Below are 22,107 nucleotides of genomic sequence, written 5' to 3'. Positions count from 1 at the left end.
GTGGCATGGCCCCGCCCCTCCGGAAGTCAGGGGTCCGGTGGGGCGGGGTCATGCCACGAGGGCAACGCCACGGGGGCAACGCCGTGGGCCGTTTCACAGGGGCAGCCTCAGGGCAGCGTCCAGATCTGCGTCGTGATGAGGTAGATGACGGCGGCCCAGCACACCATCGCCGCGGCGACCACCGCGAGGCCGATGCGGTTGTTCCGCGCCGGCGGCTCGTCCGGAGGCGGTCGCAGCCACCGCTTGAGCAGCGGGTTCACGTAGAAGGGCATCGTGAGGAAGGTCATCAGGAGGCTGGACAGCAGGTTCCCGACCAGCATTCCGAGCCAGAACGGCATGTGCAGCGGCGACAGGGCGAGCGTCAGGAAGACGACGGTCGGGTACAGGCCGACCCAGACGGCGATGGCGGTCCTCGTCTCGGACGGCGCCGGCGCTGCTTTGCCGTCCTCGTCGAAGGCGAACCAGCTGCCGAACGAGTTGTCGACCGTCGTCAGCTTGAAATCGTTGAACTCGTCTCCCTCGGCCAGGAGTTCCTGCCGCTTGGCCGAGGTCAGCCAGGTGTCGAGGTGCTGGGCGCTGTCGAAGCGGTACAGCGTGATCCATTCGTCCTGAAGACCGTCGATCGGCCGGAACATCTCCGTGCCGCGAAAGCCCTCGAACTTGCTCTCCTCCTCGCTCATGCGGCGTTGCCACGCGAGGAAGTCGTCCACGCGGTCCGGGTGGACACGGTGGGTGATCACCACGGTCACCAGCGGATCAGCGGCTTTGGCGTGACCGCTGAGGACCCGCTGCGTCCCCGGGCCGTCGAGATAGGTGTCGCCGACCTCCAGGAGCCGCTGCCTGGTGGCGCTGTTGATCCACGCCTGGAGGTGGGGGATCGAGTCGAAGCGGTAGATGACGACCCATTCGGGTTGCAGGGGTGTCGGCCGGGACACCTCGACGCCGAGGTACCCGGGGAAGCCGGCCGCGGCCGCGTTGACCTCGTCCTGCCACTTCTCGTACTCCTGCTCCCGGCCGGGCAGGACCTTCTGGCCGATGATGGCCGTCGCCGCGGCGTCTTCGTGCTTGTCGGTGTCCATGGCTCAGGCCTCGGGGACGGGCTGCTTCTCGCCCAGCCGGCTGTAGATCCGTTCGGGAGTCAGGGGCAGCGCACGGTAGCGGATGCCCGTGGCGTCCTGGAGCGCGTTGGCCAGCGCGGGAGCCACGGGGTTGATGCTGCACTCCGCCATCCCCTTCGACCGCAGGGGGCCTACGGAGTCCGCCGAGTCCACGAGGAGCACCTCGGTGCGCGGCACGTCGGCGTAGGTGGGGATGCGGTAGTTGCGGAAGTTCGGGTTGACCACGGCTCCGTCTGCGTCGAGGAGGAAGTTCTCGGTCAGGGCGAAGCCGATGCCCTGGGCGACGGCGCCCTCCACCTGTCCCCGGACCTGTTGGGGGTTGATGACCACGCCCGCGTCGGTCGCCTGGACGCTGTACAGGATGCGGATCTCTCCCGTCGTCCGGTGGACGGCGATCCGGAACCCCTGGGTATTGGAGGTGACGCTGCGGGGCGAACCGTAGGCCTTGCGGGCAGCGGTGAACCGGATGCCGCGGGCCCGGGCCAGTGCCACCAGCTCGGCCAGGGACACGCGCCGGTCGCCGCAGGTGACGCCGTCGTCGTCCATGGAACACATCACGACGTGGACGCCCGTGTGGGCGGCGGCGAACTCCAGGATGCGGTCGCGCACCGCGTTCGACGCCCGCAGCACCGCGTTGCCCGACACGAACAGACCCGCGCTCGCGAAGGCCCCGGTGTCGAATCCGGTGCGGTCGGTATCGGACTGCACCAGACGGATCCGGGACGGCGTGGTCCCCAGTTGGCCGGCCGCGATCTGGACGTGAGCGGTCGAGGTGCCTTCGCCGAACTCCGCAGTACCGACGGCCACTTCGTACACGAGGTCGTCGCCCAGCGTGACCCAGGCCTCGGAGATGTGCTCGGTCGGGGGCGCGGTCTCGTGCAGCGAGCTCGCGACGCCGGAGCCGATGAGCCACCCCGGGCCGAGGTCCGGCTCCTGCGCAGGCCGGGCCATGGCCCGGTCCACCAGGTCGATGCACTTCGCCAGTCCGTCCTCCGTGAACGTCACGTCGTCCGGGCCGTCGTGCAGGGCGACGAGCGGGTCACCCGGCCGTACGATGTTGCGGCGCCGGAGTTCGAGCGGGTCCATGTGCAGGGAGAGCGCGAGTTCGTGCATCGCGGACTCCATGGCGAACGCCGGCTGCGTCATCCCGTAACCGCGCAGCGCCCCGCTCGGCACGGTGTTGGTGTAGACCGAGTAGGCGTCGTACTTCTTGTTGGGGCAGCGGTAGAGCATGACGGCGGCGCCGCCCGCGTACAGCGTTTCGCCGCCGTGGTTGCCGTAGGCGCCGGTGTTCGACACGTTGCGGACCTGGACGGCCGTGAGCGTGCCGTCCGCCCTGGCACCCAGCTTGACCGTCAGCGTCATCGGGTGCCGTGGCGAGGCGGTGGTGAACTCCTCCTCGCGGGTGTACTCGAAGCAGGCGGGCCGCCCTGTGTCCAGCGTGGCGAGCGCCACCAGGTCCTCCGAGATCACTTCCTGTTTGCCGCCGAAGCCGCCGCCCACCCGCTTGCAGAACACCCGGAGCTGGTCGGGCCGCAGCGCGAACAGATGGCTCAACTTGACCTTGGCGATCGACGGCGACTGCGAACTGGTGCGGACGTTCAGCCGCCCGTTCTCCATCCAGGCGATCGAACCGTGCGTCTCCAGGTGCGCGTGCTGCACGCGCGGCGAGGAGTACGTGCCCTCGTGGATCACGTCGGCTTCGGCGAACCCCGCCTCCACGTCCCCGATGTGCGCATGGAGTTCGAGCAGGATGTTGCGGGCGGGATCACGGACGAACGGGTCGGGCGTGCGGTGTATCTGCGGAGCCCCCTCGGCCATGGCCTCCTCGGGGTCGAACACCGCCGGCAGGCGCTCGTACTCGACGCGCACCTTGCGGCAGCCTGCCTCGGCCGCGCCGGGTGTGTCGGCCAGCACCGCGGCGACGCGCTGGCCCACGAAGCGGACCGTGTCGTCGAGGATGAGGGTGTCGTCCGGATCGACCAGGTGGTCGGTGTGGATGGCCGTGGTGAAGCGCCTGCGGGGCACGTCCTCCCAGGTGTAGACGCGGTGCACACCGGGAACCGCGAGTGCCGCGGTCCTGTCGATCGAGACGATGCGGGCGTGCGCGTGGGGCGAGTGCAGCACCTTGAGGTGCAGCATCCCCTCCATTCCGGTGTCCATGGTGAACTCGGCCCGTCCGGTCACCACGTCGTCGGCCGCCGGTGCGCCCACACTCGTCCCGACGGCCTTTCCCGGCTCGGCCGTCTCCACGCCGACGACGCCGTTCACGGCGTCCTCGATGGCCCGGTAGCCGGTGCAGCGGCAGAGGTTGCCCTTCAGGGCCCGAGGCAGGTTCGCCTTCTGCGCCTCGGTGAACGCTGCCGACGTCATGATCATCCCTGCGGTGCAGAAGCCGCACTGGAATCCGGGCGCGTCGCGGAACCGACGCTGCATCGGATGCAGGTTGCCGGGCGAGCCGAGACCCTCGATGGTGGTCACCTCGTGGCCGTCCGCACGGAACGCCGGAGTGATGCAGCTGTGGACCGGGCTGCCGTCCAACCACACCGTGCAGGCACCGCAGTCGCCCGCGTCGCAGCCCTTCTTGACGCCGTAGTGGCCGAGCGAGCGGAGGAAGGTGCGCAGGCACTGGCCGGGCTCCGGCTCCTGCTCGAAGGCCTTGCCGTTGACGCGGTACGTCATGACGGGTCCCCGTCTGCGAGTTCGCGACGAATCTCCTCGGCGAAGTGCTTCGTCAGATGGCGGCGGTGGTCGGGGGTGCCGTTGGCGTCCGCGAACCAGACGTCGCCGGGGATGAGGTCGATGCCCTGCTGGAGGCCGCGGGCATCGGGCGCGGTGTCGAAGGTCATGCGCACCGGTCGTGTGGTGCCGGCCGTGACGGTGAGCAGCAGGTCGTTCGCGCCCGGCGTGCGCGTACCGACGATGAAGACGGTCGAACGGCCGAGGTGGGTGAGCGTGAAGCGGCGGTGGGCGGCGCGTTTCCTCAGGGCGCTCGCCGGGATGCGGACGCGCCGCAGGACCTCCCCGGGGGCGAGGACGTTCCGGTGGTCACCGGTCACGAAGTCGAGGGCGTCCACGGTGCGCCGGGAACCGTCCGGGGCCCAGAGTTCATAGGTGGCCTCCAGCGCCACCGTCAGCGTGATCATGGGGCCGGCCGGCAGGGACATGCAGATGTTCCCGCCGACGGTCGCCGCGTTCCAGACCTTGAACGAGGACAGGAAGGCCTCGCAGCTCGTGGCGAGCAGCGGGCCCGCGGTCCAGTCGTCCGGATGCGCGAAGGCGTACAGGTCGCGGACGGTGCACGTGGCACCGATCTCGAGGCCCTCGTCGCTCGGGACGAGCGGATCCCAACGCAGCGCCGTGAGATCGACCAGGCGGCGCAGATCGGGCTGCTCCGTGGAGAACAGCCAGGTGCCACCTGCCAGCCAGGCGTCGCCCTCGCGCCAGTCGGCGGCCGGCTGCTCGGAGGGCCGCCGGACGACTTCGGTGATGGTGTTGAGGTCCACGGGGACCGACCTCCCTCAAGACCGGCATCGTGCGACGGAGGGGCGGCCTGGCCATTCCGTTCCAGTCTAGGTAGCGGAGTCGGTCAGCGCAGGCGGGCCGTGGTGGACCACGTGTGCTTACGTTGTAAGCTTACGGCGTACGCAAACTGGTGTGCCCGTCATCCCGGAGGGGGAGTCCCACGCGTTCGCCGTTGCCATGCCGCTGGTCTGGTTGGTCTGGCTGGCCTTGACCGAGTGGGTGCCCGTGTTCCCGCTGAACGACCTGAGACCCGACAACCGCCGCGAACGCCTCGGCGATGTGGCTGTCAGCTACCCGATCCCGCTGCTCATCTCCGCCGGCATCGCCGCGGGCCACGGGGCCTCGCGGGTCGTGGCCCTCGTGCTGAGCCGGTTGGTCCTGGCGGGGCACGTGGCGAGCTGGTGGCTGCCGTACTACGGCGTCAGCACGCAGGCGCAGCGGGATTCCTACGCCCGCGACTACGCCCGCACGCTGAAGGTCCTGCCCACGCAGGGCCGCAGCGTCGTCCCGGACGTCCAGCACATGGTCGTCGGCCTCCTCACCCTGCTCATGACCGGGGCCACCCTGGCCGTCACCGTGCGTGGGTGAGTCTGCGACCCTGATGCCATGACTCAGGCACCACGACCCGGCCGGGGAGGCCGGCCCGCGCAGATCAGCGTGGACCGGATCACCGCAGCGGCCATCGACCTCCTCGACCGCGAAGGACCCGAAGCGCTGACCATGCGCCGCCTGGGCTCGCACCTCGGGGTGGCGGCGATGTCCCTCTACCGCCACGTCCCCGGCCGGGACGCCGTCATCTCGAAGGTCGTCAACCGCCTGTTCGCCACAGCCCTGACCGGCCTGGACGCCGGAGAGACCTGGACCCGGGCCCTGACCGACTTCGCCACCGCCTACCGGCGCATGCTCCTGGACCACCCCCACGCCGTACCTCTCCTCGCCACCCACCCCGTCGACCCGGACACCGCCCTGCCGCTCCTGGCCGCCCTCCTCGACCGCTTCACCACCGCCGGTATCGACACCGACGAAGCGCTGATCCGCATCCAGTCCGTCGGCGTCTACACCCTCGGCCACGCACTGGCCCAGGTCGGACGCCCGCCCGGCACCGAGGACGCCGACGCCGACGCCGCCCCGGCGGACGACCCTGCGGCCCTCGCCTACTACCAGCGGTGGTTCGACGCGGGCCTGCACGCCATGATCACCGGCTTCGACGGCGGACGGCCGCCCGGGTAGGTCCCCGTCCGGCGGTGACCGCACCCGGGCCTCGATGTGCTCGACCCGGCGTCGCGGTGCTCGGCGGCGGCCCAGCCGTGGCCGCGGTCGTCCCGTGCGGGGCGTGGAACCGCCCCGCACGGGACCCGCGAACGGTCACGCGCGCTGACGCTGCCTACCGCGTCACCGGTTACGCGGAACGACGGCGCCGGCCGACGGCGTACAGCGCACCGCCCAGTGTCACGGCCGCGGCGCCGAGCCCGCCCGCGGCCAGTGCGGTGGATCCGGTGTCGGCCAGCTTGCCGCCCGTACCGCCGTTCGGGCCCGGGGTGTTGCCGGTGCTCGGGGTGGTGCTCGCGGAGGCCGAGGCCGAGGCCGAGGGTGACGGCGTGGCGGAGGCGGACGTCGACGGGCCGGGCTGCGGATCGACGGCAGGCGTCACGGTGATGGTGAGCTTGGCCGCGTTGTTGCCGAGGTCCCGATCGATGTCGGCGATCGCGAGCTCACCGGGACGGCGGTCGCTCTTGTACCGGTACTCGCCCAGGTAAGTGCCGGGCCTGACCCACGGCTCGATCTTGAAGACGCCCTTCACCGAGCCGCCGGTCCCGCCGAACACCCGGCGCCCCTCGGGCCCCGGACGACCGCCGACGAAGCTGATGCCCGGCGGCAGCACGAACTCGGTCGCCACCACCTTGCCGTCGGCCGCGGTGGTGGCGACCGAACCGGTGCCCTTGATCTGCCAGCCCGGGTTGAGCAACACCTGGCCGCCGGCCGGGCCGCTGCCGGTGGACCCGTTCACGGTGAAGTCGGGCTTGTTCGCGGGGTTCTCGACCCACACCTCGCGGCCCCAGAAGCGCCACGCCTTGAACGGCTCGGACGGCACCACCTTGACGGCAGCGGCGGTTCCCTTGACCCCGCCCTGCTCCGGCTTGTAGATCGGCCTGCCGCCCGGCGTCCAGGTGACGTAGAACCGGTCCCGCCACAGCTCGGGGGCCGCGGTGACGTTCAGCCCCGGGTCGATCCGGTAGTACTTGCCCGGCTCGAAGGTCCCGGTGAAGCTGCAGAACAGCATTTCGTCGTCGTAGTCCCGTACCGGGTCGACTGTGAAGTGCTCACAGTTCGACGGCCGTTCCTGAGGACTCAGTTCCAGACCCGGCGGCAGGTGGATGCCCAGCTCCGCCCCCTGGACGGGCTTGTCGCCGGTCACCGTGAAGCCGAGGGGAAGGTTCTGCTTCTGACCGTTCTCGACCGTGGTGTCGAGGAGTTCCTCGGACGTGGCGAGGCCGCCGAACGGGTCCGGGGAGCCCTTCGGCCCGGTCTGGCTCTGCTGCTTTCCGACCGCAGCGTCCGGGACCGCCGGGCTCGGCGACGGCGCCGCCTGGGCAACGGCCTCGGCGCCGAGCACGAGCGCGCCGGCAGCCAGGGCCGCCCCGATCCGCTGCGCGACTGTGACGTGCGTGTGGTTCGACTTCAGCAACACGGTCCCCCTTGTGTCGTGTGGGTCGGGCGTTCGAGCACGCCCGACCACTGTTCGACCAACGTGGGGTGCGACCGGTTGCCCTGGAAAGATCAGAAATCAGCAGCGGGCGCCCGTAGCCCCAGCTCTGGCTCCGCGCGCCCAGCTCACCAGGAGCTGGCCGTTCTCGGGCGACCGCCACAGGATGTCCAAGCACCCCCGTTCAGACTGGACTTGAGCAGCGGCGCCGCGGCAAACGCGGCGTGCCCGGGAAGGCAGCTCCGGCCAGCAGTCCGGTGGCCGCCGCCAGCAGCATCAGTCGTCGCACCGACCTCATGGTGCTCCTTCGTCTCGGTCTTGCGCGGTTGCGCTGGCCCATGTCCAGACGCCGGCCGATGTCCGGCGCCGGAACGAGGGTTCCGGACATCAAGAGCTGGACAACCATCTCCGTCACGACTGCGGAAAGGCGCAGGAAGGAAGGCAACGCCACGCCGGAACGCCCGCTCGACCTGGACACCGGTCCGCTGACGCGGTGTGCGGCCGACCTCCGGAAGCTGCGCGAGGCAGCGGGACGGCCGCCCTACCGGGCACTGGCCAAGAAGGCCCACTACTGGTCCACGACGCTGCCGGACGCCGCGGGCGGGCACAGGTTCCCCAGCCTCGGGTCACGCTCGCCTTCGTCGAGGCCTGCCAGGGCGACCGCTGTGCATAGGGGAGTCCCGATGGCATGCGGTCGCCGCCGAGACCGCCGCGAGCGCACAGGGCGACGAGCCGGGGAGTCCAGCCGGCACGGCACACCGTACGCGGGGCTGTCGGCGTTCCAACCGGAAGACGCCGACCGCTTCTTCGGGCGCGAGCGACTGACCGAAGAGGTGCTCGCGAAGGTGCGTGACCACCGGTTCCCGGCGGCTTTCGGGCCGTCCGGAGCAGGGAAGTCCTCGGTGCTGCGGGCCGGGCTCGTCGCCCGCGCGCGGGCATCCGGGGTGCCGGTCATGCTGTTCACGCCGGGCCCGCATCCCCGGCCCCCTGCTGGCGGCCGTGGTCGCGGACGCCGCCGGCCAGCCGGGTGCGCTGCCCCTGGTCTCGCACGCGATGGCCGAGGCCTGGCACCGCCGCAGCGGCAGCCGGCTGACCCTGGACGGCTATCCGGCTGCCGGCGGCACCCAGCACGCGCTGGCCCACACCGCCGCGGCCGCCACCAGGCACTGTCACCCGAACATGCCGCGGCGCTGGACCTGGTCGCAACTTGCCGGCGGTCGACTTCCAGCCGCCCTGCGCCGGCACGTGACATCCGTCTCGATCACCTCGCGGTGGGCCGGGTGGCGAGGCCGCCGGCGGGGGTTGCCGGGCAGAAGGTGTTCAGCGGAGGCACGAGCGGGTGGTGCAGCGTCTCCACCGGCCCGGCGGCGAGTGCGGGTTCGGCGCTCACCGCCTCGGCCCCCCCCGGCCGCGCCGGTGCCCCGGCCCGCAGACGCCTTCGAGACCGCCCGGCCCGTGACGAGGCTCCGGGTACGGCTGCTCACCAGGCCACGGTGGCGGCGACCGCGCCGTCGGCCGTGCTGAGCTGCACGGTGCCCCGGTCCCCGTACACCTGCCGGCGCCAGGCGGCGAACCCCTGAGCGAGGGCGCGGGCGTCTTCGCCCCGGCCCTTGCCGACGGAGTCGGTGGCGAAGACGACGAGGGCCTCGCCGGCGTCCTGCACCTTCCGGACGCGGACCTGCCTGATGACGACGGAAGGGTCGCCCGCGGTGGGGTGCCCGGCCTGGTAGGTCCTGAACTCGCGGGTCATGTCGTACCAGCCCGCGGCACCGCACGGGACCGCCGCTCCGGGCGTCGCGTCGCCGTCCGTGGGGGGTCCGGGAACCCCCGTCTCCTCGTCGGTGGGAGGCTGCGGGGGCCCGGTCTGCTCCTCGGTCGGAGGCTGCGGCGGGCCCGTTTCCTCCTCCGTCGGGGGCTGGGGCGAGCCGGATTCCTCGTCGGTGGGCGGGTGGACGGGGCCCTCCACGTCCGACGTGAGATCGAGCGGCTCGCACAACCCGGTGGCCAGTACGGCCGACGGCACGGCCGCTGCCGTACCGTTCGCCTGTCGCGTACCGCACCCCGTTGCCAGTACGGCGCACGCGCACAGCAGCGCCGTGACCGCCGCCGTACGCCGCCCCGCCCGCGAAACTTCTGTCAGGGTCACCAGAATCCCTCCTCGCCCAAGGAGAGGATCAGGCGCGGGCGGGGGTTCCCGAAACCCCGCTGGAATCCGCGCCGCAGCGAACCCCGTGTACCGAGCGGCAGAGCCCGTTCGTCCGTGGTCAGGCGTAACGGCAGACGGTGACGCCGGTTGCGGCGCCGCATCCCATCTTCGTGTAGTTCTCCTGGACCATGTTCCAGTAGTGGCCCCAGTTCCTGTAGCCGGGGTCGTTCGTGTCCCAGTTCGGGCCGGCGGCGTCGTAGGCGGCTTTCTCTGCGGCCCACTGCGACACGGCCTGGGACGGCCCGCCACCGGACATGTTCTCGGCGCCGTTGTTGAAGCTCATGTCGTGCTTGAGGGTCCCTCCGGCGAGGGAGCCGGGGTTGTCGGCCCATGACTGCGAGCCGGAGGCGAGGGCCGCGTCCCAGACAAGGGGCGACGCGCCTTCCTTCTGGCGTATCGCGTTGGTGTCCTTCAGCATGGCCGCCTGGTCTGCGGGGCTGACCTGTGCGGGAAGGCCGGCCGGGACGGCGGCGGAGGCCGCGGGGCCCGTTCCCGACACCAGTCCTGCGGCCATCAGCGCGGCCGCGAGGGCCATGGCCCGACGGTGTGCATGGGAAAGTCTTGTCATTGCGACTCCCTGGTCGCACGTCATCAGCGGAGAGTGCCGGCGCGGTGCACGACCGTCAACCGTCACGGGAGGGGGCAACACGGCCGGCAGGCGCGATGGTCGGTGAGCCATCGGCGACGCGGTGTTCTGGTGACGGCGGCCCGTGGCCGCCTCCCCTACGGCCAGCGTATGTCCGGGTGGCGGGGGCGGCGACCCGGGCAGCGGGACACGTGCGGCGCGAGACGACCGAGTGCACAAGTGCGGTGCAGGAAAGGTGAATCGGAGCTGTGCTGCGGATGTGGACGGGATGCCTTGCCGGGTCAGCCCGCCCCGATGCGGCGTCGACCTGATCCGGGCCCTGCGCGCCGGCGGTGCCACCGATGAAGCCGACCGCATGGATTCATCGCCCCGGCGGGGCTGGCCCAGCCTGGGCCGGCGTGGTGGGTCGTGCCCGGGGCCGGAGCCGGGGGCCGGGTCATGGGGGTGTCATGACCCCAGGCCCCGGGTGTTCTTGCGGATCGTGTCCTTGAACTCCGCGGTGGCCACGTTCTTCGCACCCGTGAGATCGGCGCCGGTCAGGTCCGCTCCGGTGAAGTCCGCGTCGCGGAGATCCGCCTGCCTCAGGTCCGCTCCGCGCAGGTCCGCGCCGGGCAGGCTGGCGCGGACGTGGCTGGCCCGCTGTAGCCGGGCGTCCTGCATTGCCGCGTCGTTGAGGTGGGTGTCCTCGAAGTGCGCCCCGACCGCCCGGATCCGGCTCAGGTCGGCCCGCACCAGGCGCGACCGGGCCAGATCGGCGCCGGTCAACACGGCGTCCGACAACTCGGCCCCGTTCAAGGCCGCTTCCCGTAGGTGCGTGCCCGCCCTGACCGCCCCGGGCAGACGGGCATGCTCCAGATCTGCGTCGCTCAGATCCGCGCCGCTGAAGTCGGCATCCGGGGCTGCCGTGGGCGCCTGGCGGTCCCCGGTGGCAGGGCTGCTCAGGCCGTCGTGCAGGGACCCGTGCGGACCGTCGAGGTCCGCATCGCCGAGGGCGCATCAACTCTTGTGCAGCAGCGTGGCCGAGCGTACTGAAGGGTCCCGGACCCCGGGCCGGACAGGAGCCGGGCTCACCCTCCTCGCTGCCGCTTGACCTCAACCGGACTCGAGGTCGGAGAGTGATCACGTGATCGGGGCCTGCCGACGGCCCTGCCGTAAGAGGAGTGGACGCCATGAAGGCTGTGCAGGTCGACGCGTACGGTGGTCCGGAGGTGCTGGTCCCGGTGGAACTGCCGGATCCGGTCCCCGCGGCGGGTGAGGTCGTGGTCCGTGCCGAGGCCGTCGACACGATCTTCGTGGAGACCCAGATCCGGGGTGGCTGGGGCGACCGGTTCGGCATCCGCCCGCCGTACGTGCCCGGGGGCGCGGCGGCGGGAACGGTGGTCGCGGTCGGCGAGGGCGTCGACCAGGACTGGCTGGGCCGCCGAGCCCTGGCAGCGGCGGGCACGCCCGGCACGTACGCGGAGCTCGTCCGCGTACCGCTGGAGCGGCTGGTCGCCGTCCCGGACGGGCTCGGAGCGGCGGAGGCGGCCGCGCTCGGGCACGACGGGGTGACGGGTGCGGGCATCGCCGCGGCGGCAGGGCTCACTGCCGGCACCCGCGTGCTGGTCCTGGGCGCGGCCGGCGGGATGGGGACGTTGCTGGTGCAGCTCGCGGTCGCGGCGGGGGCCGAGGTCGTCGGCGCGGCGCGGGGCGCGCAGAAGCTGGCGCTGGTGCGGAGGCTGGGTGCGCACCGGGTGGTGGACTACACGAAGGAGGGCTGGACCGGGCAGGTCGGCGGGCCGGTGGACCTGTTGCTGGACGGGGTCGGCGGCGAGCTGGGCCGGGCGGCGTTCGCCCTGGTCCGCCAGGGGGGCCGGGTCTCGGCGCACGGCGCACCCAGCGGCGGTTTCGCCGAGCCCGACGCGCTGGAGGCAGAGCGGCGCGGGATCACCGTCACCGGGATCCGGGAGGTGCAGTACGAGCCGGAGCAGGTGCGGCGGCTGGCCGCGTTCGCGCTGGGCGAGGCGGCGGCCGGGCGGCTGCGGCCGGTGATCGCCCGGACGTTCCCGCTCGCCCGGGCGGCCGACGCGCACCGGGCGATCGAGGCCCGCGAGATCCCGGGCAAGGCGCTGCTGATCCCGTGACGGGGTGCGGCACCGGGGCGGGCCGCGCCCCGGTACGCGTGCGGGTGCGGGGACGGCAGGGGGTCCACCGGATGCCGCCGGACGAAGTCCTCGCCGTCACCGGCCGGCCGGTGAGGAGGCCGATGGCGACGTCGACGGTGGTTACAGCTGGGGTGTCGTCGCCGGACCACTCACGAGATCGCGTACGGGATTTCGATCCGGTACCGCCGTGCTGGGCCGTGTTCGGTGTCCCTGATGCCTTCGAGGACACCGCCGCTGCGCTCGATCGTCTTCACCGAGGCCAGGTTGTCGACGGCGCAGACGAGCAGGACCCGCTCCATGCCGAGCGTCCGTGCCTCCTCGACCATCCGGCCCAGCGCCCAGGTGGCCAGCCCGCGCCGGCGTGACGACGGCCGGATGCCGTAACCGATGTGGCCGAACTGCCGCACGTGGTCGTCGAGCCCGTACCGCAGTGCGATGCCGCCGTGCACCCGGTCGCCCTCGACGATCCAGCGGTAGGTGCATCCCTGGCCGGCCTCGACCGATTCCGGGCCGCACTCGTCGGCCAGCCGTGTCACCCAGGCCGCGAACCCTTCGGGCGAGTCGACGTCGTCGGACGGACCCAGCCCGAATCCGTCCTCGTGCGGGCCGGTGCCCCACTCGCGGTGCGCCTCCAGCCAGGCGGAGTGCAAGTCGGGCGTGGGCGCAATCAGTTGGGGCATGGGGGCGACGATACCGGCCCCGGGAGAAGGGCCGTCACCGTGGTGGGTCCTCACGCCCGCGACGCGGCCCGGAGCGTGCGCGGGGCCGGGGCTTCGTGGCCGCTGCCGCTGCCGCTGCCGCTGCCGCTGCCGCTGCCGCCGGCTCGGCGCCGTGCGGTCCGCGGCTCCGGTCCGGCGGACGTCGTCCGCTCCGCAGCCGTCAGGAGCGCGACGAGGTCCAGGCGGGCGCGGGCCACGCGGGAGCGGACCGTACCGATGGGGCTTCCGACCGTGGCCGCCGCCTCGGCGTAGCCCAGGCCGAGCAACTGGGTCAGGACGAAGGCCTCCCGGCGCTCCGCCGGAATGAGCGCCATCAGTTCCGCCAGCGCGATGCCGTCCTCGAATCCGGGGACGCCGCACGGCTGGGCCTGTTCGGCGGCGGTCTGCCAATCCTGCTGGCCCGACAGACGGGGCCGGGCCGCGGCGTGGCGGATGCTGTCGATGACGGTGCGGCGGGCGATGGAGAGGAGCCAGGTGCGCGACGAGGAGCGGCCCTCGAAGCGGGGGAGAGCGGCCAGCGCGCGCAGGAAGACGTCCTGGGTGAGGTCGTCTGCGGCCTGGGCGTCGGCGCTGAGGTAGGCGACGTACCGCCACACGTCGCGGTGGAGCGCGCGGACGAAGCGGTCGGCCTTCGCCGGGTCGCCGTCACGGGCATCGAGGGCCAGCCGGGTCACCTCCGCGTCGGAGGCCGGGGTGTGCCGGGACGCGGCCCGTCCGGCGGGACGGAACGAGGTGGTCAGGGCAGGGGTCATCGCCACAGGTCCTTAGGGGCAAAGGGGTCGGCGCACGCGACGCACGCGGGGCCAGGGAGAAGTACGGCCTGCCGGAGGGCATGACCGATGCCCGAGGCGCGACGGCGCGGGGCCGCCCGGGTGCGCTCGGGGAGCCGGCTGTCAGGCGACAGCGGTTCCCCGCGGCGGACCCCGTGAGGTGATGGCGTGGACGAGGAGGAGCTCCCGCAGTGCTCCGCGGTACCGGGCCCGGCGTACGCGGGGGTGCGGGCGGTGCGGAACCGGTGCGAGCAGACCGAACAGCACGCGCAAGGGCGCCCGGAGCCAACCGGCGAGAGCACGCAGGCAGCGGAAGACCGACCGTTCCGCGCAGCCGAGCCACAGACCGCACAGGACGGCGGCGAGCAGGTGCGCGGCCAGCATGCCGCCGGGCGACATGCCGGCCATGTCGTGGCCGGTGGTGTGCGGGCCCGTGCCCGCTGCCGCGGCTGCCGCGGCTGCCATGGTGTCCACGGCGTGGTGGGCATGGGGGCCGGCCATGGTGGTGCCGGTGGGCGTGCGTTCGCCGCACAGCAGGTACGCGGCCCACTGCCGCGCGAAAGGGCTTCCGGGGGGCAGCGGGGGCCGCAGGAGCGACTGGGCCAGGGAGAACCCGGCGTGGAGCACGGCCTGGACGGCCACCGTCGTGATGGCGACGGCGAACTGGCCGCGCTCGCGGCCCGCCAGCGCCCAGGCGGCTCCCGACGTCCCGGCGAAGGCGGGAAGCAGCGCCCACCAGGGGACGGCCGTGTCCGACATGAGCACATGACCGGTGGCCGCGAGCAGCACGCAGACGGCTGCGAAGATCGCAGCCCGCGCGGCTCGGGAACAGTGGCCTGGCTTCATGGCGCGTTCATCCTCGCACCGGCTTTCCGGGCGGGCAGGGGAGCGCGCACTTCATGACAAGTCCTCGCCCCCGCCCCCGTGTTCGTCCGCTTCGTCGTTGTCGTCCTCGGCGCTACCGGCCTCAGTGCGTTGTGGCACACGGCACAGGAAAGGGCGGGAACCGGATGGCCGTGCCACCCGACTGCCTCACCGGTCGGTCGGCATGGGCACGATCCGGGGAACGGAGACTTCTGTGGTGGCAGCGCAAGGGACGTCGGTGCCGTCGGAGCGGTCGGTGCCGTCGGAGTCGGGCGGTTGGGCAGAGCGGCGCCTGACCGCGTTGCTCACGTGTGCCATGGCCTTCTCGATGCTGCAGCTGTTCCTGATGGGAGCTCTGGGACCGCGCCTCGTGGCGGACATGCGGATATCGCCCACCGTTCTCGGGCTGACGACGACGATCGGATTCGCAACGGCCGCCGTGCTGTCCCCGGCGGGCGGCCGGATCGTCGACCGGATCGGCCCGCGGCGCTCACTGGTTCTCCTCCTGCTGGTCTCGGCCGCCGCCCTGGCCTTGATCGGGGCCGCGCCGGGGGTCGCCGTACTGCTGGGCGCGGTCGCTCTGGGCGGAATACCGCAGGCGTTGGCCAACCCGGCCACCAACAAGGCCGTCCTGGCGGCCGTTCCCCCCGCCCGGCGGGGCGCCGTGACGGGCCTGAAGCAGTCGGGGGTGCAGCTGGGCGCTTTCGTGGCCGGTCTGCCCCTGGCGGCGCTCGCCGCAGGGCCGGGCTGGCGCGCCGCGGTCTGGACGGCCTCGGGCGCCGCGCTGCTGGCGGCCGCCTGGGCGGCGCGGTCGCTGCCGGCGGACGCCCCCCTGTCCGCGGCCCCGGCCCCGGCATCGTGGGTTCCGCGGGGGATGGTGGCCTGGCTGGCCGCGTTCTCGCTGTTCCTCGGTGCCGGAATCGCCTCCGTCAACACCTACTTGGCGCTCTACGGAGTGCAGCGGCTGGGGATGGACCCGACCGTGGCGGGCGCCCTGGTGGCGGTCCTCGGCGTGACGGGGATCGCCGGCCGGGTGGGATGGGCCAGGGCGGCCGTCCCGGGGCGGGCCGAACGGCTGCCGGGGTGGCTTGCGTGGGGAGCGCTGGGAGCGGCCCTGCTGCTGGCGGCAGCCCGGTCGGCGAGTCCGCTGGTGTGGCTCGGCGCCGTGGCGGTGGGCGTGTTCGCCGTCTCGGGCAACGCCGTGTCCATGGTGCTGGTCATGCAGCGCGCCCTGCCCGGGAGGGCCGGGCAGGACTCGGCGCTGGTCGCCGCCGGGTTCTTCGCCGGGTTCGCGGTCGGTCCGTCGCTCTTCGGCCTGTTCGCGGAGCGGGGCCGGTACGGGGCGGGCTGGCTCCTGGTCGCCGCGGAGTTCGCCGTGGCCGGGGCTGTCGCGTTCATCTGGGCACGTCGGGACCGCCGGGGCCGCCGCCAGGAGCATCAGGACCGCAAGGACCACCAGGAACGCCCGGACCCCCAGGGGAGCGGCGCGTGAGCTCCGCGGACTGGGCCGACCGGGCACTGGCTGCCGTGATGGCCCGGGTCACGGCGACCGAGGCGGAGGTGGGCACCCGCTTCCCGCTGTACGCCGACCCCCGGAACGGGTCGTGGACGACCACCGGGCGCGGTGCGTGGGCCGGCGGCTTCTGGGCCGGACTCCTGTGGCTGCGTGCGCGCTACACGGGCCGCGATGCCGACCGCCGGGCCGCCGCCGGGTGCACGGCCCGGCTGGAGGGGTGGACGGGCGCCGACACCGCCACCCGTGGCCTGATCTTCTGGTACGGGACCGCTCTCGCCGAAGGCGTCCCTGCGGCGACCGCCCTGCGGGACCGGGCGGCGCGGGCCTGTCTCGCGGACTTCGACCCGGAGCGGGGCATCGTTCCCTGGGGCGGCGCCTTCGGCGGCCCCCGCATGCTGGCGCGCGTGGACGGCGTACCCGGTACGGTGCCCCTCCTGGCCGGTGCGGGTCCGGCCGGGACGGCCGCTGCGGCCGCGCACTTGGACCGGCACCTCGGCCTCTGCCTCGGCGGCGCCGGGGAGCAGCGGCCACCTGCCTGGCGGCTCGACGACGAGGACGGCACGTGGAGTCCGTGCGCGGACCCGAGGACCGGATGGAGCCGGGGCCGGGCGTGGCTGCTCCTCGCCATCGCCGACGCCCTCCTCCGTCCGGACGTCGCCGCACACGGCCAGGTGTACCCCGCGGAGGCGGCCGAGCGGCTCCTGGCGCAGGACGACGTCCTGACCGGGCGGCTGATCCCGCCGGCCGAGGGCACCGACCCGGACGGGCCCTCGGACACCTCGGCCGCCGCGATCACCGCGGTCGCCCTGCTGAAGCTCGCCAGGGTGCCCGGGGCAGGCTGGACGGACGCGTGCGCCTACCGGGGCGTCGCGACCCTGAGCCGGCTCGCGCAGGCCCATCTCTCCCGCACGCAGGACGGGCTTCCGGCCGGGATGCTGCTCGACGGCTGCTACGACGCGGGCAAAGGCCTCGCCGTCCGCCACGAACTGGTCTGGGGCGACTTCTTCCTGGCCCTGGGGCTCGCTTCGCTGGACGGGCTCGTCGACATCACCCGGGTGTGACCTTCCCCGGACCGTGGTCGCGCAGGATCCGCCGGGCGACGGACGTGATGTGCAGCTCGTCCGGACCGTCGAGGATGCGGGCCGCGCGTCCGCCGCGGAACAGGGCGGGCAGCGGGGTGTCCGGGCCGAGCCCGGCGGCGCCGTGGACCTGGATGGCGGAGTCGGTGACCTGCTGGAGCATCCGGGCGGCGGCGACCTTGGCGAGCCCGACCTCGGTCCGGGCGTCCCGCCCGGCGGCGATGAGCGCCACCGCCTCGTGGACCAGGGGCCGGGTGGTGCGCAGGGCGAGCAGGGCGTCGAACACGTGCTGCTGCACGAGCTGGTGGTCGGCCAGCGGCCCACGGGAGCCGCTGCGCGTCGCCGCCCGCGCGCACATGAGGTCGAAGGCGCGCTGGGCCTGTCCCAGCCAGCGCAGGCAGCGCAGGGTGCGGCCGAGGGCGAGGCGCTCACCGGCGACGGCGAGCGCCTCGCCCTCGGCGCCGACCAGATGGTCGCCGGGCACGCCGACGCCGTCGAGTTCGATCTCGTACTGGCCGGTCGCCCCGAGGACGGGAAGCTCCCGGACGATCCGGAAGCCGGGGGAGTCGGTGGGGACGAGGAGCAGGGAGAGCCCTCCGCGGTCGCCCGGCGCACCGCTGGTACGGGCCAGCACCGTCACCAGGTCGGCGGTCGCGGCCGCGGAGGTGAACCACTTGCGGCCGGTGATCCGCCAGCCGCCGTCCGCCTCACGGTCGGCCCGGGTGCCGGTGAGGAAGGGATCCGTTCCGGGAGCGTCGGCTTCGGTCATCGCGTAGCAGGCACGGATCTCGCCGGCGACCAGGGGCTCCAGGTACTTCTCGCGGACCCGGCTCCCGGCGTGCCGGGCCAGCATGGTGACGTCGAGCAGCGGGGCGGAGCCCAGGGCGGCCGGGCCGTGGTCACTGGCACCCTCGACCTCCGCGAGCCGCCCGTACACGGAGAACGGCAGTCCGCCCCCGCCGAGTTCGGCGGGCAGGGGCAGCGCCCACAGCCCCTCCGCGCGGGCGAGGGCACGCAGTTCCCGCAGGGCCGATGCGGCGGCCGGCCCGCCGGCGTCGAGGACCGGCTCCCGCGGGATCACCCGGGTACGGACGAAGCACTCGATCCGCGCCGTCAACTCGGCCACCTCGTCTTCGGGTTGTGGAGATCCGCCGCTCGTCGTGAGTGAAACCGCCACCGTGTTCCTCCCGGTTCCCGGGAACTCACGGGAACGTCCGTCCGACTGTCTGTCCGTGGAACTGGTCGGGCGCGGACGCTCCCGAGTTCCCGCGTTCCGCGTTTTCCGTACGACCTTGGCGACGGCCACCGCCGCGCCGGGAGAGGAGAGGCATGGCGTCACCGGCAATCTCGCAGACGGTCCGGCCACTCGACACACTGCGCCTCGGCGTCTGGGGACCCCCGCAGATCACGAGCGTCGTCGCACAGCACCTGCGGCTGCTCGGCGCGCAGGACGCAGCCGCCGGGCAGCAGGACGCGCCCGGTGCCGTCACGCTCACCGGCGGCGGGTACGAGACCGCGCACGCGACCGTCACCTGGGGCGACCCCGACAGCGGCCTCGTCGACGAGGCCACGGTCCAGGCCGCCACCGGCGTCATGGCCGTCCACGGCCGCCGCGACGGCACCCCGCGGGGGCTGGCCGCCGACTACACGGCGACGGCCACCGGGGTCCTGGCGGTACAGGGACTGCTCGCCGGCCTGGTCGGCCAAGCCCGCGGCACGGCCGCGGCCCACGTCACCACCAGTGCGGACCGGGCCGGGCTGCTCGCCGTGTCCCAGTACCTGGCCGCCGCCGGGGCGGACGAGGGCGAAGCCGCGGAACTCGCGTCCGGCGGGCCGCCGTTCACCTCCGCCGAGGGGACACGGTTCGAGCTGGAGACCCTCGACCCGGGGGCCTGGGCCGCGTTCTGGCGGGCCCTGGACGCGCCGGCCGAAGCGATGCGGGCGGGCTGGCGGCCCTTCCAGTTCCGGTATGCCACCGCCTGCGCGCCGTTCCCGCAGGCCCTCCACACCGTCACCCGGGCGCACCCCCTGGCCCGGATCCGGCAGGCCGCAGCCCTCTCGGGGGCCGAGGTGTGCGTCCTGCGCACCCTCACCGAGCGGCTCACCGAAGCCGACGGCGCGCCACCGTGGTCCTTCCGGCCGTTCGGCCCGAGCGGCCCCGGGCCGAGCGGCCCCGTCCCGTCGTCCGGGGTCACCCCGAGCACCCCGGAACCCGCCAGCGCCGCGCGGCCGCTCGCCGGGTTGACGGTGCTGGAGGCGGGCCGCCGCATCCAGGCCCCGCTCGCCGCCCACCTGCTCGGTCTGCTGGGCGCCGAGGTCGTCAGGATCGAGCCGCCGGGCGGGGACCCGCTGCGCGGTATGCCCCCGGCCTGCTCCGGGATCTCGGCCCGCTGGCTCGCCCTCAACCGGGGCAAGAAGGCCGCGGAGATCGACATCAAGACGGAGAGCGACCGGCGGCGGCTGCTGGAGATGGCAGCCGAGGCGGACGTCTTCCTCCACAACTGGGCTCCGGGCAAGGCCGCGGAGCTCGGCCTGGACTCCGACGACCTGGCACGCGTCAATCCCGCGCTCGTGTACGCGTGCACCGGCGGCTGGGCGGACCGGCTCGACGACGCCCCCATGGGTACCGACTTCATGGTCCAGGCGCGTACGGGCGTCGGCGAGGCCGTACGCCCCGAGGACGAGCCCCCGGCGCCGTCCCTGATGACCCTGCTGGACGTGCTCGGCGGACTGCACGGCACCGAAGCCGTCCTGGCCGGCCTGCTGCTGCGCGAACGCACCGGGCAGGGCGTCCGCGTGGACTCCTCACTGCTCGGCGCGGCCGACACCCTCACCGCACCCGCGCTGGCGCGCGTGGCCCGCGGGGAGAACCCCCGCCGCCCCGCCGGCTTCCGCCACCCGCTGCCCACCGCGGACGGCTGGATCGCGCCCGCCGACGGCAGCGCCCCCGCCGCGGCCGCCCACGACCTGCGCGGGCTGGGCACGGCCGATGCCCTCGCCCGGCTGCGCTCGCACGGCCTGACCGCCACCGCGGTCACGACCGACCTGTCAGACCTGCACCACGACCCGCGCTTCGCCGGCTCGATCAGCCGTGACGCGCACGGTGCCCCCGCCGTCCCCGACCCCTGGAGCTTCGCATGACCGCCAACAGGCCCGTACTGCACGACCTGCTGCCCGCCGATCTCCGCCGCTCGTGGGTGGTCGACGGGACCTGCCCGGACCTCGACCTGTACAGCCTCTTCCGGGCCCGCCAGATCGCGGACCTGCACCGGACCGCCGTCCTCGACGCCAAGGGCAAGCTCTGTTACACCGCCCTGGACCGCAAGGTCCGATGTCTGGCGGTCGGCCTCAGAGAGCTCGGCATACGCCCGGGCGACGTCGTCGGCGTACAACTGCCCAACAACCGCAACGCCGTGATCGCCGACCTGGCCCTGGCCGCCCTCGGCGCCGTCGCGCTCCCCTTCCCCGTCGGCCGCGGCGTCCTGGAAGCGGAATGCCTGCTGCGCCGGGCGGAAGCCGTCGCCGTCATCGCCTCCGCCGAACACCGCGACTTCCACCACGCCGCCGACCTGCAGGCGCTCTCCCGCTCCCTGCCCGCCCTGCGCCACGTCGTCGCCGTGGGCCCCGGGACCGCACCGGAGGGAACCGTCGCCTGGTCCGAGCTCCTGCGCTCGGACCCGCGGGCGTTCGTGGCCGCCCGCCCCGACCCGGAGGGCGCGGCCCGCATCCTGGTCTCCTCCGGTTCCGAGGCCGAGCCGAAGATGATCGCGTACTCGCACAACGCGCTCGCGGGCGGGCGCGGCAACTTCCTCGCCTCCCTCATCCCGGACGGCACCCCGCCCCGCTGCCTGTTCCTGGTGCCGCTGGCCTCCGCCTTCGGCTCGAACGGCACCGCGGTCACCCTCGCCCGGCACGGCGGCACCCTCGTCCTGCTCGACCACTTCACCGCCGAAGCCGCCCTGGCGGCCGTACGCGAGCACGAACCCACCCACGTCCTGGGCGTGCCGACCATGATCCGGATGATGCTCGAACGCCTCGACGCGGCGGCCGAGCCGCTGCCCGCGCCCACCGCCCTCGTCCTCGGTGGCGCCCCCCTCGACGAGACCACGGCGGAGGCCGCGGCCAAGGCGTTCGGCTGCCCCGTCGTCAACCTCTACGGCTCCGCCGACGGCGTCAACTGCCACACCGGGCTCGCCCACACCGTCCCGCCCACGCACGGCGCGGGCGTCGTCGCCGGCCACCCCGACCCGCGCGTCGCCGAGATCCGCATCGCCGATCCCGAGACCCACGAGGCGCTGCCCGACGGGGCGGTGGGGGAGATCACCTCGCGCGGGCCCATGACCCCCCTGTGCTACGTCGCGGCCCCGGACCTGGACGCCCGCTACCGAACGCCCGACGGCTGGGTCCGCACCGGGGACCTCGGCTACCTGGACACCGGCGGCGTCCTGCACGTGGTCGGCCGGCTCAAGGACATCGTCATCCGCGGCGGCGCCAACATCAGCCCCGCCGAAGTCGAGCGCGAGCTCAGCTCCCAACCCGGGGTCTGCGACGTCGTCTGCGTCGGCGTGCCCGACCCGCTCATGGGCGAGCGCCTGGCGGCCTGCGTGGTCCCGCGCACCGGGCGGACCCCGACGCTCGAAGACCTCTGCGCCCACCTGACCGAGCGCGGCCTGGAGCGGCAGAAGCACCCCGAACGCCTCCTCGTCGTGGACGCCCTGCCCCTGACCCCGGCCGGGAAGCCCGACCGCGCCGCCCTCCGCGAACGGCTGACCGCCGGCCGGCCCTCCACCCCGGCAGCGGCAGCCGACCCCGGAGCCCCGCTCGCGCAGGCCGGCTGACCGGACACGCCCCGACAGTCCCCGGCGCGGGCACATCC

Annotated in this window: 19 protein-coding genes and 2 pseudogenes; 9 read left to right on the top strand and 12 right to left on the bottom strand. The window is 73.6% G+C overall.

From position 1 onward, the window contains the following. Positions 1-107: 107 nt before the first annotated feature. From ACSHWO_RS01855 to ACSHWO_RS01845, 3 genes are read right to left on the bottom strand one after another with little or no spacing between them, the layout of a single operon-like run. Positions 108-1,079 (bottom strand): antibiotic biosynthesis monooxygenase, encoded by a 972-nt coding sequence (locus ACSHWO_RS01855; protein ID WP_438309758.1) that lies wholly within the window; start codon positions 1,077-1,079, stop codon positions 108-110. Positions 1,080-1,082: 3 nt separating this feature from the next. Next, positions 1,083-3,800 (bottom strand): molybdopterin-dependent oxidoreductase, encoded by a 2,718-nt coding sequence (locus tag ACSHWO_RS01850; RefSeq protein WP_438309757.1) that lies wholly within the window; start codon positions 3,798-3,800, stop codon positions 1,083-1,085. Continuing rightward, positions 3,797-4,624 carry an FAD binding domain-containing protein gene (locus tag ACSHWO_RS01845; protein ID WP_438309756.1) on the bottom strand — a complete coding sequence of 276 codons (828 nt, stop codon included), beginning with the start codon at positions 4,622-4,624 and terminating at the stop codon, positions 3,797-3,799. The genes ACSHWO_RS01850 and ACSHWO_RS01845 overlap by 4 nt, the downstream gene beginning before the upstream one ends. A gap of 151 nt (positions 4,625-4,775) precedes the next feature. Here ACSHWO_RS01845 and ACSHWO_RS01840 point away from each other — a divergent pair, with 151 nt between their 5' ends. Together ACSHWO_RS01840 and ACSHWO_RS01835 are read left to right on the top strand one after the other, a co-directional pair. Further along, the gene (locus ACSHWO_RS01840; protein WP_438309755.1) at positions 4,776-5,231 is read left to right on the top strand and encodes a hypothetical protein; all 456 of its coding nucleotides are present in this window, start codon (positions 4,776-4,778) and stop codon (positions 5,229-5,231) included. An 18-nt stretch (positions 5,232-5,249) separates the two neighbouring features. Further along, positions 5,250-5,873, top strand: coding sequence for a TetR/AcrR family transcriptional regulator (locus ACSHWO_RS01835; RefSeq protein ID WP_438309754.1), 624 nt, complete (start codon positions 5,250-5,252; stop codon positions 5,871-5,873). Between the two features lie 169 nt (positions 5,874-6,042). Here ACSHWO_RS01835 and ACSHWO_RS01830 read toward each other — a convergent pair whose 3' ends face one another. Next, positions 6,043-7,332: a hypothetical protein gene (locus ACSHWO_RS01830; RefSeq protein ID WP_438309753.1), complete on the bottom strand. Its 1,290-nt coding sequence runs from the start codon at positions 7,330-7,332 to the stop codon at positions 6,043-6,045. Between the two features lie 311 nt (positions 7,333-7,643). Here ACSHWO_RS01830 and ACSHWO_RS01825 point away from each other — a divergent pair. Continuing rightward, positions 7,644-8,315, top strand: a pseudogene (locus ACSHWO_RS01825) (nSTAND1 domain-containing NTPase); the annotation flags it as partial. Continuing rightward, positions 8,197-8,514 (top strand): annotated as a pseudogene (locus ACSHWO_RS01820) (nSTAND1 domain-containing NTPase); the annotation flags it as partial. The pseudogenes ACSHWO_RS01825 and ACSHWO_RS01820, both read left to right, overlap by 119 nt. 94 nt (positions 8,515-8,608) lie before the next feature. Here ACSHWO_RS01820 and ACSHWO_RS01815 read toward each other — a convergent pair. The 4 genes from ACSHWO_RS01815 to ACSHWO_RS01800 all read right to left on the bottom strand — a co-directional run bounded on the left by ACSHWO_RS01815 (position 8,609) and on the right by ACSHWO_RS01800 (position 11,081). Continuing rightward, positions 8,609-8,737, bottom strand: coding sequence for a hypothetical protein (locus ACSHWO_RS01815; RefSeq protein WP_438319345.1), 129 nt, complete (start codon positions 8,735-8,737; stop codon positions 8,609-8,611). A gap of 90 nt (positions 8,738-8,827) precedes the next feature. Continuing rightward, complete coding sequence (locus tag ACSHWO_RS01810) at positions 8,828-9,493, bottom strand: hypothetical protein (RefSeq protein WP_438309752.1); 666 nt, start codon at positions 9,491-9,493, stop codon at positions 8,828-8,830. A gap of 118 nt (positions 9,494-9,611) precedes the next feature. Then, positions 9,612-10,121 carry a CAP domain-containing protein gene (locus ACSHWO_RS01805; protein WP_438309751.1) on the bottom strand — a complete coding sequence of 170 codons (510 nt, stop codon included), beginning with the start codon at positions 10,119-10,121 and terminating at the stop codon, positions 9,612-9,614. Between the two features lie 465 nt (positions 10,122-10,586). Beyond that, a complete protein-coding gene (locus ACSHWO_RS01800; RefSeq protein WP_438318864.1) occupies positions 10,587-11,081 on the bottom strand; it encodes a pentapeptide repeat-containing protein in 495 nt (164 codons plus the stop codon). A gap of 227 nt (positions 11,082-11,308) precedes the next feature. On the opposite strand from ACSHWO_RS01800, the gene ACSHWO_RS01795 reads away from it, so the two are divergent. After that, positions 11,309-12,262 carry a zinc-binding dehydrogenase gene (locus ACSHWO_RS01795; RefSeq protein WP_438309750.1) on the top strand — a complete coding sequence of 318 codons (954 nt, stop codon included), beginning with the start codon at positions 11,309-11,311 and terminating at the stop codon, positions 12,260-12,262. 170 nt (positions 12,263-12,432) lie between these two features. Here the strand turns inward: ACSHWO_RS01795 and ACSHWO_RS01790 are convergent, their stop codons facing one another. The 3 genes from ACSHWO_RS01790 to ACSHWO_RS01780 all read right to left on the bottom strand — a co-directional run bounded on the left by ACSHWO_RS01790 (position 12,433) and on the right by ACSHWO_RS01780 (position 14,618). Next, positions 12,433-12,963 carry a GNAT family N-acetyltransferase gene (locus tag ACSHWO_RS01790; RefSeq protein ID WP_438309749.1) on the bottom strand — a complete coding sequence of 177 codons (531 nt, stop codon included), beginning with the start codon at positions 12,961-12,963 and terminating at the stop codon, positions 12,433-12,435. 50 nt (positions 12,964-13,013) lie between these two features. Continuing rightward, positions 13,014-13,754, bottom strand: a complete 741-nt coding sequence (locus ACSHWO_RS01785) for a sigma-70 family RNA polymerase sigma factor (protein ID WP_438309748.1) — start codon at positions 13,752-13,754, stop codon at positions 13,014-13,016. 141 nt (positions 13,755-13,895) lie between these two features. Next, positions 13,896-14,618 carry a hypothetical protein gene (locus ACSHWO_RS01780; RefSeq protein ID WP_438309747.1) on the bottom strand — a complete coding sequence of 241 codons (723 nt, stop codon included), beginning with the start codon at positions 14,616-14,618 and terminating at the stop codon, positions 13,896-13,898. 334 nt (positions 14,619-14,952) lie between these two features. Here ACSHWO_RS01780 and ACSHWO_RS01775 point away from each other — a divergent pair, with 334 nt between their 5' ends. Both ACSHWO_RS01775 and ACSHWO_RS01770 read left to right on the top strand, forming a co-directional pair. Next, positions 14,953-16,128, top strand: a complete 1,176-nt coding sequence (locus ACSHWO_RS01775; protein ID WP_438318861.1) for an MFS transporter — start codon at positions 14,953-14,955, stop codon at positions 16,126-16,128. After that, complete coding sequence (locus tag ACSHWO_RS01770; RefSeq protein ID WP_438309745.1) at positions 16,125-17,213, top strand: sugar ABC transporter permease; 1,089 nt, start codon at positions 16,125-16,127, stop codon at positions 17,211-17,213. Before ACSHWO_RS01775 ends, ACSHWO_RS01770 begins: the two co-directional genes overlap by 4 nt. On the opposite strand, the gene ACSHWO_RS01765 is transcribed toward ACSHWO_RS01770, so the two are convergent. Beyond that, positions 17,200-18,408: an acyl-CoA dehydrogenase family protein gene (locus ACSHWO_RS01765; RefSeq protein ID WP_438309744.1), complete on the bottom strand. Its 1,209-nt coding sequence runs from the start codon at positions 18,406-18,408 to the stop codon at positions 17,200-17,202. The two genes, ACSHWO_RS01770 and ACSHWO_RS01765, sit on opposite strands and share 14 nt — an antisense overlap. Positions 18,409-18,560: 152 nt before the next feature. Between ACSHWO_RS01765 and ACSHWO_RS01760 the strand changes: the two genes are divergently transcribed. After that, positions 18,561-20,372, top strand: coding sequence for a CoA transferase (locus ACSHWO_RS01760; RefSeq protein ID WP_438309743.1), 1,812 nt, complete (start codon positions 18,561-18,563; stop codon positions 20,370-20,372). Beyond that, positions 20,369-22,069 carry a class I adenylate-forming enzyme family protein gene (locus ACSHWO_RS01755; protein WP_438309742.1) on the top strand — a complete coding sequence of 567 codons (1,701 nt, stop codon included), beginning with the start codon at positions 20,369-20,371 and terminating at the stop codon, positions 22,067-22,069. Before ACSHWO_RS01760 ends, ACSHWO_RS01755 begins: the two co-directional genes overlap by 4 nt. The last annotated feature ends 38 nt before the right edge of the window (positions 22,070-22,107 follow it).

This window comes from Streptomyces pallidus (ex Mingjun et al. 2026) (assembly GCF_051550185.1).
Lineage (GTDB): Bacteria > Actinomycetota > Actinomycetes > Streptomycetales > Streptomycetaceae > Streptomyces.
The sequence above is the reverse complement of the archived record's forward strand: the minus strand, read 5'-3'. Positions and strand labels throughout refer to the sequence as shown.